This is a genomic window from Brevundimonas diminuta 3F5N (genome assembly GCF_900163625.1).
GTDB classification, from domain to species: Bacteria; Pseudomonadota; Alphaproteobacteria; order Caulobacterales; family Caulobacteraceae; genus Brevundimonas; species Brevundimonas diminuta_A.
In genome coordinates this window covers 1-13,673 of the sequence record NZ_FUIE01000064.1, presented here as the reverse complement: position 1 = coordinate 13,673, position 13,673 = coordinate 1, and the positions used below count along the sequence as shown (strand labels likewise).

Below are 13,673 nucleotides of genomic sequence, written 5' to 3'. Positions count from 1 at the left end.
TGGCTGGATCGTCTGGGAGACCATGCCGGGACCATGACAATCGGCTCCGGTTCGAACAGATTGTGGCCCCCGGCGGCGGCGATCTCCAGCGCCCGCTTGGCCCCCTCCTGTCCCTTGACCTCGCGCAGGTCGGGAACGGCGCGCCCTTCCAGCACCGGCCCCGGCTGGGGCGGGCGCAGCACCTGAGTTCCGCGAAAATGATTGATTAGACCGATCAGGGAACGCGGCGCCAGCAGCCGCGCCTCGCCCGCCCAGGCCGCCTCCGGCCCGTTGGCCTCAGGGCAGATCAGGCCCAGCCCCATGGCGTTCACCGCCATGGCGGCGGGCAGGGCTCCGCCGACGGCCGCGATCTGACCGTCCAGGCCCAGTTCGCCCACCGCCGCCCAGCCGTCCAGGGCATCCGGCCCGATGACCCCCATGGAGGCCAGCAGGGCCAGGGCGATCGGCAGGTCGAAATGGCTGCCTTCCTTGGGCAGGTCGGCGGGGGCCAGATTGGCGATCACCTTCTTGGCCGGAAGCGCCAGGCCGATGCCTGCAAAGGCGCCGCGCACTCGCTCGCGACTCTCGGCCACCGCCTTGTCCGGCAGGCCGACGATGGCGAAAGCCCCGGCGGGCGAGCCGACCTGCTGCACCTCGACATCGACTCGGCGCGCATCGACGCCGTCGAAAGCCACCGTCACCACCCGCGCGACCATGCCGTTCCCTCCCGCAGTCGAGAGAACAAATCACGAACTTACAAAAGCTGCAAGAGCGTTGTTCGGTCAGTTCGCCGGCAAATCGGCCTCCGGCGCGATCGTATGGACCACCTGGCCCTCGGCGTTCAGGAACTGGATGGCGCCGAAGCCCTCCTCGGTCACCGTCAGACGCAGGCGCGGCTGGTCGTTCCTGTCCGAGAGCTCAACCGCAGGCGCGCCGTCAGCGGCCAGCGACAGCCGCATCCGCGTCGGCGTTTGCACGCCGGGGACCAGGGCTCCGCCCAGGCCCGGCTCACGCACCAGCGGCGGCGCCTGGTTGAAGACGAAGCTGACCGAGCCGTCGGGCGACACGCGCCAGCCGACCGCGTCCATCGCCGGGTGGTCCAGCGCCAGCACGGCCATGCCGCCCTCGACGTCGGCCGTGCCGAAGCCGCCACGCTCGCTGCCCTTGTCGTCATAGAGGATCAGGCCGGCGACGTTGAAAGCCCGCTTGTACTGGACGCCGTCGATGATAGGCGGCGGCGTCGCCCCCGACAGGGTCATGCGGATCGTCCCGTCAGCGTCGACGATATCGATGCGCCGCGCGCTGATGCGATCATGATCCGGCGTCTCGATCCGGGTCTGCGGCGTGCGAGTCTCAATGATCCGCTCCAGCACCTCCAGGGACGGGCGCTTCGGCTCAACGTTCGGCGACGCCTCCTGAGCCATCGCCGGGCCGGCGATCGCCAGCGCCAGGACGGCTGACGCCCCGGCCTTGTTCAGTACGGTCATAAAAGTCCCCTCCCGTCTGACGCGGCCTCAGGCGGCCGCGCGTTTCCTCTGCTCGATGATTTCCCACATGCGCTCGGTCGCATCGATCCCCGCAAAGTTCAGCAACTGCTGGGCGCCGGTGGGGGAGGTCACATTGATCTCGGTCAGATAGTCGCCGATCACGTCGATGCCGACGAAGATCAGGCCGCGTTCCTTCAGATAGGGGCCGATGGCGGCGCAGATCTCCCGATCGCGCGGGGTCAGCTCGACCGGCGCCGCCGTGCCGCCGACGCGCAGGTTGGAGCGCACCTGATCCTTGGCCGGAATGCGGTTGATGGCGCCGACCGGCTCGCCGTCGATCAGGATGATGCGCTTGTCGCCCGCCGAAACAGCCGGAATGAATTTCTGAATCACCAGAGGATCGCGCGACCCGGCGGCGTGGATCTCGATCAAAGCTTCCAGGTTCGGATCGTCCGCCTTCAGCCGCACCACGCCCGAGCCCGCCGCGCCGTGCAGGGGCTTGAGCACCACATCGCCATGGCGGCGGTGGAAGTCGACCAGGGCCTCCGGGTCGGACGACACCAGGGTCGGCGGCTGCAGGCCTGGGAAGAGGGTGGCGATCAGCTTCTCGGGCGCCGAGCGCACCTCGGCCGGATCATTGACCACCAGGGTCTTGGGATGCACCCGCTCCAGCAGATAGGTGGCGGTGACATAGGCCATGTCGAAGGGCGGGTCCTGACGCATCAGGATGACGTCCACGTCCTCGGCCAGGTCCAGCCGCACTTCCGGGCCGAAATCGGCGTGGTTCCCCTGCTCGCGCTGCACCGTCACCGGACGGGCGCGACAGAACAGGCGGCCGTCCTCCAGCGCCAGGGTGCGGAAATCATAGACCCACAGCTTGTGGCCGCGCGCCTGCCCGGTCAGCGCCATCAGGAAGGTGGTGTCCGACTCGACGTTGACCGCCTCGAGCGGGTCCATCTGGATGGCGACCTTGAGCATGGAGTGTCCTTCTTTGTGGCGCTATCGCTCGCGCCGCGGGCGCTCGCTGCTTGAGCTGATTTTGGTGGCGCTAACGCTCGCCCTGTGGGCGCGCGCTGCTTGGAGCTGGTTTATAGTCGCTATCGCTCGCGCCGCAGGCGCGCGCTGCTTCAGCGCCGAAGCGCCGTCAGTGCCTACTTGAGGCGCGAGGCCGCGCGCCGCAAGGCCGCGCTTCAGTTCAGCCGCATCCGCACCCGGTCCAGCCGGGCGTCGCAGACGGCGATCGGCTCGCCCAGGCTGCGGGCGCGCGACAGGGCCTGCATGGCGCCGGTCAGGGCGCCCTGCTTCTCGCGGGCGGCGGCCACGTCCAGCCAGGGGCGGTGATCCTCGGGGTCCAGCAGGGCGCGACGCAGGGCCGAGCGCTCCGCGCCTTCGTAGTCGCGGGCCTGAAGGGCGCGGGTGAACAGGATGTTCTGCAGACGGATCAAAGTCTGACGCTCGCTGACCGGCGCCATCAGCAGGTCCAGCCGGTCGGCCACATGCGGCGTCAACCCCGCCAGCAGAGCGCGGCGCGTCAGTTCCGACGGCAGGACCAGCCGCCCCTGGCTGAACGGGTCCAGCGCCACCGGCCCCTCGGGCGTCTCGACCCGCAGCAGGACGTGGCCGGGAAAATCGACCGGCGCCGCCGTCAGTCCGGCCCGGCGCGCGGCGTCCAGATAGAAGATGACCAGCACCGCCGACAGGCCGCGCCGCCGCTCGGCCACATCAATCACGTCGGTGTTGGCCGGATGGTCGTAGTTCAGCAGGTCGCCGTTCAACCGCAGGTCGCCGGCCAGGGCCTCGGTCAGGGCGTCGTCGGGGCTTTCATTGGCGGCCCGCTCCTTGAGCCGCTGGGCCGCGTGATCGGCCAGAATCCTCACGCAATCGGCGTCGCGGAACGGATAGTCGTGGATCGCGCAGGCGATAGCGCAATCCAGCAAGGGAAAGGCCTCATCGGGCCCTTGTCCCGCCTGGGCCAGCACCGCCTCTGCTTCCTCGCGCGTCAACGCCGGTCCGCTCCCGTGGAGATCACGCCGCGAAGATGACGCGGAAAGCGTCCGGGGGCCAGCGCCACCATGTCGATTCTCAGGTTCAGCCCCGCCAGGGCCGGTCGCCCGCGCGCCGCCGCCTCGGCCGCGCGGATCAGGCGCTGGTGCTGGTCCGGTCCCAGGGCCAGCGTCGCGGCCTCCAGCGTCGCGCGGCGCTTCACCTCGACGGCGGCCAGAGTGCGCCCGCGCCGGGCCAGGATGTCGATCTCGCCGCCTCGCCCCTTCAGGCGGAAAGCCAGCACCTGATAACCCTTGAGCATCAGCCACAGGGCGGCGATCCATTCGGCGTCGTGCCCCTGGCGATGCGAACGACCGCCCAGCCTTCGGCGCCAGCCCGCCTTGGGCGTCTTCGGCGGCGGATGCGATCGCAGAGCCCGGCTCACCGTCCCTTCAACTCCAGCGCGCGCTTGTAGAGCGGCTTGCGCGGCAGGCTCAGCGCCTTGGACACCTCGGCCGCCGCCTCTCCGGGCGGCAGGCGGGTCAGGGCCTCGGCCAGGGCGGCGTCGGCGTCGGCGGCGCTGGCCGTCTCGGCCTCGCCGGGACCGACCACCACCACGATCTCGCCCTTGGGCGCGTCCAGCCGCGGATCGACGGCCAGATCGGCCAGATCGCCGCGCACGCATTCCTCATAGAGTTTGGTCAGTTCGCGGGCGACGGCGGCCGGGCGCGCGCCCAACACCTCGGCCATGTCGGCCAGACTGTCGCGCAGGCGCGGCCCGCTCTCGAAGAAGACCAGGGTCTGGCGGCCGGGCCGCAGCTCCTCCAGCGCCGTGCGGCGCGCCGCCGACTTGGGCGGCAGGAAGCCTGCGAACAGCACCCGGTCGGCGGGTAGCCCGGCGATGCATAAGGCGGCCAGCAGGCTGGACGGTCCCGGCACTGGGTGGACCGGCAGGCCCTCGGCCGCCGCCGCGCGCGCCACCACATAGCCGGGGTCGGACACCAGGGGCGTGCCCGCATCGGACACAAGGGCCACTACCTCGCCCGCCTTCAACCGCTCGACGGCGATCTCGGCCGCGCGTTTCGAAGCGTGGTCGTCGCAGCGCTCCAGCTTCGCCTTCAGCCCATAGGCGGTCAGCAGCTTGGCCGTCACACGCGTGTCTTCCGCCAGCACCAGATCCGCCGCCGCCAGCACGTCCAGCGCCCTGAGCGTCATGTCGCGCAAATTCCCGATCGGCGTCGCCACCAGATAGAGACCCGGCGAAACGGGGCGCGCGGGCGGGGCGGTCGGCGGGAACAGGAAGACGTCGGACATGACGCCATCCTAGTCACCGTCACGGTATCGTGAAAGCGGCGACCATCAGGGAACGCGAGCGACCTTGACACATTTCGGACACACGCGGCGTCAGAGCCGCCAAACTCCAAGGAAAACCGACTGATGTCCAAATCCGCCTCTATCGTCCTCGTTCACGGTTTCTGAGGCGGCGCCGCCCATTGGGGCAAGGTCATCACCGAACTGGCCCGGCGCGGCTACACCTCCCTGCACGCGGTCGAGATGCCGCTGACCTCCCTGGCCGACGACGCCGAGCGCGTGCGCAAGATGGTGCGCCAGCAGGAAGGCCCGGTCATCCTGGTCGGTCACTCCTACGGCGGGGCGGTGCTGTCCGAGGCGGGCGACCTGCCGAACGTGGCGGCCCTGGTCTTCGTCGCCGCTTTCGCCCCCGACGCGGGCGAAAGCCCCGGCGCCATCACCCAGCAGGACCCCCCGGTCGCCGCCCCCAACCTGGCCCCCGACAGCGACGGCTATCTGTGGGTCAAGGCCGACAAGTTCCACGAGAGCTTCTGCCAGGATCTGACGGCGGACGAGGCCCTGGTCATGGCGGTGACGCAGAAGGCGCCGCTGGCCACCACCTTCGGCGACGCGGTCACGGCGCCTGCCTGGCGCAGCAAGCCGAGCTGGTATCAGGTCTCGAGCCAGGACCACATGATCGCCCCGACCAATCAGCAGCGGATGTCAGCGCGAATGAACGCCCGCAAGGTCATCACCCTGGACGCCAGCCACGCCTCTCTGGCGTCGCACCCGTCCGAAATCTGCGACCTCATCGAAGAGGCGGCGGCGACGGTCTGATCGTCTAGACCAGCAGGCTCTTCAGCACGGCGTCCAGCAAGGGACGGCCCGTCGCCGTGGCGGCGACGCGGCCGTCCTTCAGACTCAGGAAGCCGTCCGTCAGAAGGTCGGCCAGGCGGCCCTCGTCCGCCGACAGATCCAGCCGCTGCAGCAGGGTCAGAGGCACGCCCTCGACGGTGCGCAGGCCCAACAGCACGCGCTCCTCGTCGGCGTCGCGCGGGTCGAGAACCTCGCGTTCGGCCCAGGGCGATCCGACGGCGACGCCCGCGACATAGTCGCCGATGCGGCGCTCGGCCACGGTGGCGACGCGCCCCTCGGCCAGGGTCATCCGCCCGTGCGCCCCCGGCCCCAGGCCCAGATAGTCCCCGCCGCGCCAGACATGCAGGTTGTGGCTGGAGCGAGCGGCGACGTCTCGCGCATGGTTGGACACCTCATAGGCCTCGAACCCCGCGCGCTCGAGCGTCCCTTGCGTCGCTTCATAGAGGGCGGCGGCCAGATCCTCGTCCGGCGGCGACCAGGCGCCGCGCGCCACGGCCCGGCCGAAGGCCGTCGTCCCCTCGATGGTCAGCTGATAGGGCGAGATGTGCTCGAATCCCAAGTCAAGCGCCGTCGTCAACTCGGCGGTCCAGTCGGCGACGCTTTGGCCCGGCCGGGCGTAGATCAGGTCGATCGACAACCGCGGAAAGGCGCGGCCCGCCAGGGCGATGGCGCGGCGCGCCTCGGCGGCCGAATGGTCGCGGCCGAGAAACTTCAGGGCCACGTCGTCGAACGACTGCACCCCCATCGACAGACGATTGATCCCGGCCTGGGCCAGGGCCGCGTAGCGCCCGGCCTCAGCGTCCGTGGGGTTGGCTTCCAGGCTGATCTCGATGTCCCCCGCTGAGGGGAACAGCGACCTGGCCCGCGCGATCACTGCCGCCACGGCGTCGGGCGGCATCAAGGACGGCGTGCCCCCGCCGAAGAAGATCGAGGCCAGGGCGCGCGGCCCGACCAGGGCGGCCTGCGCCTCCAGGTCGTTCAGAATGGCCTGCGCCAGCCCCGCCTGCTCCTGCGTCCGTCCCCGGTCGCGCACCACGTTGAAGTCGCAATAGGGACAGATGCGCGCGCAGTAGGGCCAGTGGACGTAAAGGGCGATGGAGTCTTTTTCATCCCTATCGCCGCCCTCGCGGAGGACGGCTGCTTGAGGGACAGATTGATATTCGCCCCTATCGCCGCGTTCGCGCAGGACCGCAGCTTGTAGGGCGGGCGTCTTAGTCAATCAGCGCCGCCTTGAGACGGGCGAAGGCGCGCGCCCGGTGGCTGAGGGCGTCCTTCTCGACCGGATCCATCTCGCCGAAGGTCAGGGCGGAGCCTTCGGGACGGAAGATCGGATCATAGCCGAAACCGCGATCGCCGCGCGGCGGGAAGACCAGCTCGCCGTCGATCCGCCCCTCGACCACTACACAGGGGCCGTCGGGCCAGGCCACGGCCAGCGCCGAGGTGAACCAGGCCCGGCGGTCGGTCGAGGCGATCTCCTCCAGCCGCTGCTCGACCTTCTTCATGGCCAGATCAAAATCCTTGGTCGGCCCGGCCCAGCGCGCGGAATAGATGCCCGGCGCCCCATCCAGGGCCGCGACCGACAGGCCGGAATCATCGGCCATGGCGACCTCGCCCGAGGCCTGGGCCGCGTGGCGCGCCTTCAGCATGGCGTTGCCGACGAAGGTGCTCTCCGTCTCGTCCGGCTCAGGCAGATTCAGCTCTCCGGCGGTGACGATCGTGTAATGTCCATCAAGCAGCGCTTCGATCTCGCGCGCCTTGCCCGGATTGTGGGTGGCGGCGACGAGCCGCATCCCCTTGATCAGCTTGAGATTCATGGCGCGACCTTAGTCCCGTCCGATCCATTGCGAAATGGTAACATCGTTAAACGATATGTAAGTTGGCTTTCATCGGCGCACGACCTATCTTCATTTTCAAGGACGGAAGGCCGCACCGTTCAGCCGAGAGAAATATCTCGCAACAATGATCCAGCGGTACAACAGATACGCACAAAAAATGTGCATTGATGGAGAGACCGATATGCAAGCCATGCACAAGACCAATCTGATGGACCGTCTGGCGCACAGCCTGGGCAACGCCTTCCTGCTGGCCTCCCTGCCGGCCGCCGCGATCGCCCTGATCATCCAAAGCTTCTGACCGCTCCTGCGAGCGAGGGGGCTTTGACGATCGCCATGAACGCCGTGAAGAATAGAGCCGTGCGCGGGTCGGCCGGACCCGCCGCGGCGACGGCGCCCCTACCCCCGGCCTGAGACGCCCGATGACGCGCTTGCGGAAACCGAACCGGCTCGCCGCCGCCCAGACCCCGCTTCGCGCCGCCCAACTGCGGACGCCGAACCTCAGGACCATCGGTCCCGGCTCCGTCGCCAGCCTGCTGAAGATCGCGCTGGACGTGGCCTATGTGGTGATGATCCTCGTCACCGGCCTGCTGTTGCTTCTGTGGGTCGCCTCGATCTTCATTCCGATCGACAATCTGAACGTGACCGTCTCGGACGGCGCGGACGGCCGCGAGATGCCGCTGACGCGTCCGCTGCTGCTGTTCGCCCTGGGCGCTCTCAGCGCCTATTTCGGCGGCTTCCTGATCATCCTGCGCCATCTGCGCAAGATTTTCCGCACCCTGACCCTGGGCGATCCGTTCCAGCCGGACAATGTGCGCCGCCTGCGCCATGTGGGCCTGATCCTGGCCGTCGTCACCGGCGGGGTGTGGATCGTGCAGGGGCTGGTGGCCTCGCGCCTCGCCCCCGGCGTGATGGAGCCGCAAGGCGTCAGCGACCTGCTCACCCCCGTCTTTTCCGTCCTGGTCGTCTTCGTCCTGGCCGAGGTGTTCCGCGAGGGCGCGCGCCTTCGTCGCGAATCCGAACTGACGATCTGATCGAGAAACGCTAAAGCTCACCCCATGGCCATCCGCGTCCAACTCGACCGCATCCTCGCCCAGCGCCGCATGTCGCTGACGGAACTCGCCGACCGCGTCGGCGTGACCGTCGCCAATCTGTCCATCCTCAAGACGGGCAAGGCGCGGGCCGTGCGTTTCTCCACTCTGGACGCCCTGTGTCGCGAGCTGGACTGCCAGCCCGGCGACCTGCTGGCCCATGAGCCCGGTCCGCCGGACGCCTTCGACGACGAGGGCTGAGCGTGGCCCGCCCCCCTTCGGGCAAGGGACCGCCAAAAGCCGCATCCGCGACCGAGGATGACAACAAACGCATCTGGAACCGGGTGACGTCCACAGTGACGCCGCCCGTCCGGCGCAAGGCCGCGCGCGTGACGCCCGGCGCCGTCCTTCCGATATTCGATGAGCCGCCACCTTTGGTCGCTCCGCCCCCACGCGGCGTTGCGGGCAGGAAGCGCGATGCGGCCCTGACGCCCGCTTCAGCGGGTCGTGCGGCTACGCCTCCGCCGCCGAAGGTCGCTGCGCCACGGCCTCGCTCGGCGCCGGAAGAGCTTGAGCCGCGCCGCCAGCGCCGCCTGTCACGCGAGCGCGATCCGATCGAGGCGCGCATCGACCTGCACGGTTTCGGCCGTTTCGAAGCCGAGGATCAGCTGCGCAACTTCCTGATCGGCTGCCAGATGCGCGGCCTGCGCTCGGTGCTGGTCATCACGGGGCAGGGCAGGCGAGGCGGCGGGATCATTCGCGCCTCGGTCCATGAATGGCTGACCGGGCCGCACCTGCGCGGGGTGGTGTCCGGCTTCGCCTCCGCTCACCAGCGCCACGGCGGCGATGGCGCGCTCTATGTGACGCTGAAGCCGCGCTAGCCCTGTGCGTTCCTGACCGCCGCCGCGCCCGCGATCGGCGCGATCACCAGGGCGAACAGGACATAGGCGGCCAGCAGCGCCAGGGCCGAGCCGGGGCTCTGACCGTTGGCGGCGCGGGTCAGAGCGCCCGCCCCGAACACCACCGGCGGAATGAACAGCGGCAGCACCACCACGGCGATCAGCAGTCCGCCGCGCCGCGCGCCCAGCGCCAGCGCCGCGCCCAGCGCGCCGGTAAAGGCAAAGCCCAGCCCGCCCAACGCCGCCGATGCGCCTGTCAGCACAATCAGTTCCGGCGGCTGCCCCAGCGCCAGGGCCGCGACCGGCGCCGTCAGCGCCAACGGCAGGCCCGTCGCCAGCCATTGCGCCACCGCCTTGATCCCCACCGTCGCCTCCAGCGGCAGAGGTCCGGTCGCCAGCAGGTCCAGCGCCCCATCCTCCAGGTCGCGCTCGAACATCCGCTCCAGCGACAGCAGGGACGCCAGCGCCAGCGCCATCCAGCTGGCCCCCGAGGCCGCCGGGGCCAGAACGCGCGGATCGCCGCCCGCCGCCAGCGGCAGGATGGCGGTCAGGCACAGCAGAAAGCCGCACGCCAGCAGCGGCCCGCCGCCGCCGCCCCAGGCCAGCGACAGCTCGCGCGCGAACAGGGCGCGGACGGCCTTCATCGCACGCCTCCTAAATCCAATGACCGCGCTGCAACCGGCAGGGGGTCGTGCACGGCGGCCAGGATCATGCCGCCCCCGGCCAGATGATCGGCCATCAGTTCGGCGGCGACGCCGCGCCACGCCTCGTCCAGCGGCGCCAGCGGCTCGTCCAGCAGCCACAGGGCGCGCGGGGCGGCGACCAGACGGGCCAGCGACAGACGCCGCCTCTGTCCTGCCGACAGCTTGCGCGTCTCCAGATCCAGCAGGGGCGCCAGCTTCAGTCGCGCGACGGCCGCGTCCACGGCGGCGGCTGAACCGCCCATCCATTCAACCTGAAAGACCAACTCCTGCCGCGCCGTGCGCTGAGGCTTCAGACCCTCGTGGTGACCCAACAGATGAAGCGCCGAACGCCGCGCCGTCTCGACCTCCACCTCGCCGTCGGCGCCATGAAAGGCGATCGTGCCCGCATCGGGTCGGATGAAGCCCGCCACGGCCCGCAGAAGGCTGGTCTTGCCCGCTCCATTGGCCCCGGTCAGGGCCGCCGCCTCGCCCCCCGACAGGGCGAAGGACAGGCCGCTGAACAGCCGCCGCTCGCCGCGCGAAAGGCCCAGGGCCGCTATCTCCAGACGCGTCAGCACTTGCGAGTCTCTCTCAATGTCCACGTCAAGGGTGTGGATACATGGACGGCCCTCGCGCGCGGGACTATATGCGCAGGCGCCGCAGCAGGCTTTCGCCGCGCGCGCCGGGGACCTGTGCGCCCCGACGTCCAGCGCGCGAAGGCGCAACCGAATTGTCGGGCGGCGTTTGTCAGAGGACTACTCTCCATGCCGTCGATTGACAGCCTCAAGACCCGCCTGGACCTCGCGGTCGGGCGCAAGAAGTACGCCTATTACAGCCTTCCTGCCGCCGAGGAAGCCGGTCTGGCCGGGATTTCCCGCCTGCCGCGCTCGATGAAGGTGCTGCTGGAGAACCTGCTGCGCAACGAAGACGGCGTCTCCGTTACGGAAGCCGACCTGAAGGCCGTCGCCGCCTGGATCGAGAACAAGGGCGCCGTCGAGCACGAGATCGCCTTCCGTCCGGCCCGCGTGCTGATGCAGGACTTCACCGGCGTTCCCGCCGTCGTCGACCTGGCCGCCATGCGCGATGCGATGGACAAGCTCGGCGCCGACGCCAAGAAGATCAACCCGCTGGTCCCGGTCGATCTGGTCATCGACCACTCGGTCATGGTCGACCACTTCGGCAACGCCCAGGCCTTCGGTCAGAACGTCGAGCGCGAGTATGAGCGCAACATCGAGCGCTACAACTTCCTGCGCTGGGGCTCGTCCGCCTTCAACAACTTCCGCGTCGTGCCACCCGGCACCGGCATCTGCCACCAGGTGAACCTGGAGAACCTGGCCCAGACCGTCTGGACCGCCGACGAAGGCAAGAAGACTGTCGCCTATCCCGACACCGTGGTCGGCACCGATTCCCACACCACCATGATCAACGGCCTGGCCGTCCTGGGCTGGGGCGTCGGCGGCATCGAGGCCGAGGCCGCCATGCTGGGCCAGCCGATCCCCATGCTGATCCCCGAAGTCATCGGCTTCAAGCTGACCGGCAAGCTGCCGGAAGGCGCGACGGCCACCGACCTGGTGCTGACCGTCACCCAGATGCTGCGCAAGAAGGGCGTGGTCGGCAAGTTCGTGGAATTCTTCGGTCCCGCCATCGCCGGCATGACCATCGAGGACCAGGCCACCATCGCCAACATGGCCCCGGAATACGGCGCCACCTGCGGCTTCTTCCCCGTCTCGCAGGCCACCATCGACTACCTGACGGCCACCGGCCGCGAGAAGGCGCGCGTCGCCCTGGTCGAGGCCTACGCCAAGGCCCAAGGCCTGTGGATCGACGAGACCTCGGAAGACCCGATCTTCACCGACGTTCTGGAGCTGGACATCTCGACGGTCGTGCCGTCGCTGGCCGGTCCGAAGCGTCCGCAGGACCGTGTTGAACTGACCGTCGCCGCGCCGTCGTTCGAAGAAGCCCTGACCGGCGTCTTCGCCCGTCCGGCCGACGCCCCGCGCGCCGCCGTCGAAGGCGAGAGCTTCGACATCGGCGACGGCGATGTGGTGATCGCCGCCATCACCTCGTGCACCAACACCTCCAACCCCAGCGTGCTGATCGCCGCCGGTCTGGTGGCGCGCAAGGCCCACGCCCTGGGCCTGAAGCCCAAGCCCTGGGTCAAAACCTCGCTGGCCCCCGGTTCGCAGGTCGTCACCGACTATCTGACCGACGCCGGTCTGCAGAAGGACCTGGACGCCCTGGGCTTCAACCTGGTCGGCTATGGCTGCACCACCTGCATCGGCAACTCGGGTCCGCTGGATCCGGCCGTGTCCAAGGCCATCAACGACAACGGCCTCGTCGCCACCTCGGTCCTGTCGGGCAACCGCAACTTCGAAGGCCGGGTGAACCCGGACGTCCAGGCCAACTACCTGGCCTCGCCGCCGCTGGTCGTCGCCTACGCCCTGGCCGGTTCGATGCGCATCGACATCACCAAGGAGCCGATCGGCAAGGACAAGAAGGGCAATGACGTCTTCCTGAAGGACGTGTGGCCGACCTCGGAAGAGATCGCCGCCATCCAGAAGAAGTCGGTCACGCCCAAGATGTTCGCCAAGCGCTACGCCGACGTCTTCAAGGGCGACGAGCACTGGCAGGCGATCGCCGTCACCGGCGGCCAGACCTATGAGTGGGAGGACACCTCCACCTACGTCCAAAACCCGCCCTACTTCGAGGGCCTGACCATGGAGCCCGCTCCGGTCACGGACATCGTCGAAGCGCGCGTGCTGGGCATCTTCGGCGACTCGATCACCACCGACCACATCTCGCCGGCCGGTTCGATCAAGAAGGCCTCGCCCGCCGGTCAGTACCTGACCAACCACGGCGTCGACGCCCTGGACTTCAACAGCTACGGCGCCCGCCGCGGCAACCACGAAGTCATGATGCGCGGCACCTTCGCCAACATCCGCATCCGCAACAAGATCACCCCGGACATCGAGGGCGGCGTCACCAAGCACTTCCCCTCGGAAGACACGATGTCGATCTACGACGCGGCCATGCGCTACCAGGCCGAAGGCCGTCCGCTGGTCGTCTTCGCCGGCAAGGAATACGGCACCGGCTCGTCGCGCGACTGGGCGGCCAAGGGCACCCGCCTGCTGGGCGTCCGCGCCGTCATCGCCGAAAGCTATGAGCGCATCCACCGCTCGAACCTGGTCGGCATGGGCGTCGTCCCGCTGCAGTTCAAGGAAGACGGCTGGCAGAAGCTGGGCCTGACCGGCGAAGAGATCGTCACGATCCGCGGCCTGACCGACGCCAACGTCGGCAAGCTGAAGCCCCGCCAGGATCTGTGGGTCGAGATGTTCCGTCCGTCGGACGGCAAGATGGCCCGCTTCCCGGTCCGCTGCCGCATCGATAACCAGACGGAGCTGGACTACTTCAAGGCTGGCGGCGTCATGCCCTACGTCCTGCGCAATCTGGCGCGCGGCGACGAGAAGTAAGGGCTTTTTAGTCGGCCGCGGTCAGAAGGCTCCGCCTTCTCGACCCGACGCGGCCTGATTGAGTTAAGGGCCGGCGGAGCAATCCGCCGGCCTTTTTCGTTGCACAACACCCCCGCTCATCCCCGCGGAGGCGGGGACCCAGT

The 13,673-nt window shown here is 69.1% G+C and carries 15 protein-coding genes; 5 read left to right on the top strand and 10 right to left on the bottom strand.

Annotation, left to right across the window (positions count from 1 at the left end; all coding sequences use genetic code 11):
- The 6 genes from FM111_RS12250 to rsmI form a co-directional block, all read right to left on the bottom strand.
- Window positions 1-695 (bottom strand): magnesium chelatase domain-containing protein (locus FM111_RS12250; RefSeq protein WP_087141222.1); only part of this gene is annotated, 695 nt, incomplete at its 3' end.
- Window positions 696-761: 66 nt separating this feature from the next.
- Window positions 762-1,466, bottom strand: coding sequence for a hypothetical protein (locus tag FM111_RS12245; RefSeq protein ID WP_143276110.1), 705 nt, complete (start codon window positions 1,464-1,466; stop codon window positions 762-764).
- Window positions 1,467-1,493: 27 nt separating this feature from the next.
- Window positions 1,494-2,444 carry a glutathione synthase gene (gene gshB / locus FM111_RS12240; protein WP_087141221.1) on the bottom strand — a complete coding sequence of 317 codons (951 nt, stop codon included), beginning with the start codon at window positions 2,442-2,444 and terminating at the stop codon, window positions 1,494-1,496.
- Window positions 2,445-2,656: 212 nt separating this feature from the next.
- The gene (locus FM111_RS12235; RefSeq protein ID WP_087141220.1) at window positions 2,657-3,469 is read right to left on the bottom strand and encodes a SirB1 family protein; all 813 of its coding nucleotides are present in this window, start codon (window positions 3,467-3,469) and stop codon (window positions 2,657-2,659) included.
- Window positions 3,466-3,894: a YraN family protein gene (locus FM111_RS12230; protein ID WP_087141219.1), complete on the bottom strand. Its 429-nt coding sequence runs from the start codon at window positions 3,892-3,894 to the stop codon at window positions 3,466-3,468. Before FM111_RS12230 ends, FM111_RS12235 begins: the two co-directional genes overlap by 4 nt.
- A complete protein-coding gene (rsmI, locus tag FM111_RS12225) occupies window positions 3,891-4,763 on the bottom strand; it encodes a 16S rRNA (cytidine(1402)-2'-O)-methyltransferase (protein WP_087141218.1) in 873 nt (290 codons plus the stop codon). Before rsmI ends, FM111_RS12230 begins: the two co-directional genes overlap by 4 nt.
- A gap of 192 nt (window positions 4,764-4,955) precedes the next feature.
- Between rsmI and FM111_RS12220 the strand changes: the two genes are divergently transcribed.
- Complete coding sequence (locus FM111_RS12220; protein ID WP_373407976.1) at window positions 4,956-5,576, top strand: alpha/beta hydrolase; 621 nt, start codon at window positions 4,956-4,958, stop codon at window positions 5,574-5,576.
- Between the two features lie 4 nt (window positions 5,577-5,580).
- On the opposite strand, the gene hemW is transcribed toward FM111_RS12220, so the two are convergent.
- Both hemW and rdgB read right to left on the bottom strand, forming a co-directional pair.
- Window positions 5,581-6,711 (bottom strand): radical SAM family heme chaperone HemW, encoded by a 1,131-nt coding sequence (gene hemW, locus FM111_RS12215; RefSeq protein ID WP_087141223.1) that lies wholly within the window; start codon window positions 6,709-6,711, stop codon window positions 5,581-5,583.
- 115 nt (window positions 6,712-6,826) lie between these two features.
- The gene (rdgB, locus tag FM111_RS12210; protein WP_087141217.1) at window positions 6,827-7,429 is read right to left on the bottom strand and encodes an RdgB/HAM1 family non-canonical purine NTP pyrophosphatase; all 603 of its coding nucleotides are present in this window, start codon (window positions 7,427-7,429) and stop codon (window positions 6,827-6,829) included.
- A 440-nt stretch (window positions 7,430-7,869) separates the two neighbouring features.
- On the opposite strand from rdgB, the gene FM111_RS12205 reads away from it, so the two are divergent.
- The 3 genes from FM111_RS12205 to FM111_RS12195 all read left to right on the top strand — a co-directional run bounded on the left by FM111_RS12205 (window position 7,870) and on the right by FM111_RS12195 (window position 9,359).
- Window positions 7,870-8,481 carry a DUF2975 domain-containing protein gene (locus FM111_RS12205; protein ID WP_087141216.1) on the top strand — a complete coding sequence of 204 codons (612 nt, stop codon included), beginning with the start codon at window positions 7,870-7,872 and terminating at the stop codon, window positions 8,479-8,481.
- Window positions 8,482-8,505: 24 nt separating this feature from the next.
- Window positions 8,506-8,739: a helix-turn-helix domain-containing protein gene (locus tag FM111_RS12200; protein ID WP_003166522.1), complete on the top strand. Its 234-nt coding sequence runs from the start codon at window positions 8,506-8,508 to the stop codon at window positions 8,737-8,739.
- Window positions 8,740-8,912: 173 nt separating this feature from the next.
- On the top strand, window positions 8,913-9,359 hold the full coding sequence (locus FM111_RS12195) for a Smr/MutS family protein (RefSeq protein ID WP_256968251.1): 447 nt from the start codon (window positions 8,913-8,915) through the stop codon (window positions 9,357-9,359).
- Here the strand turns inward: FM111_RS12195 and ccmB are convergent.
- Window positions 9,356-10,021, bottom strand: coding sequence for a heme exporter protein CcmB (gene ccmB, locus FM111_RS12190; protein WP_087141214.1), 666 nt, complete (start codon window positions 10,019-10,021; stop codon window positions 9,356-9,358). The genes FM111_RS12195 and ccmB overlap by 4 nt on opposite strands.
- Window positions 10,018-10,638, bottom strand: coding sequence for a heme ABC exporter ATP-binding protein CcmA (ccmA, locus tag FM111_RS12185; protein WP_179205093.1), 621 nt, complete (start codon window positions 10,636-10,638; stop codon window positions 10,018-10,020). Before ccmA ends, ccmB begins: the two co-directional genes overlap by 4 nt.
- A 186-nt stretch (window positions 10,639-10,824) precedes the next feature.
- On the opposite strand from ccmA, the gene acnA reads away from it, so the two are divergent.
- The gene (acnA, locus tag FM111_RS12180; protein ID WP_087141212.1) at window positions 10,825-13,530 is read left to right on the top strand and encodes an aconitate hydratase AcnA; all 2,706 of its coding nucleotides are present in this window, start codon (window positions 10,825-10,827) and stop codon (window positions 13,528-13,530) included.
- Window positions 13,531-13,673: the final 143 nt, after the last annotated feature.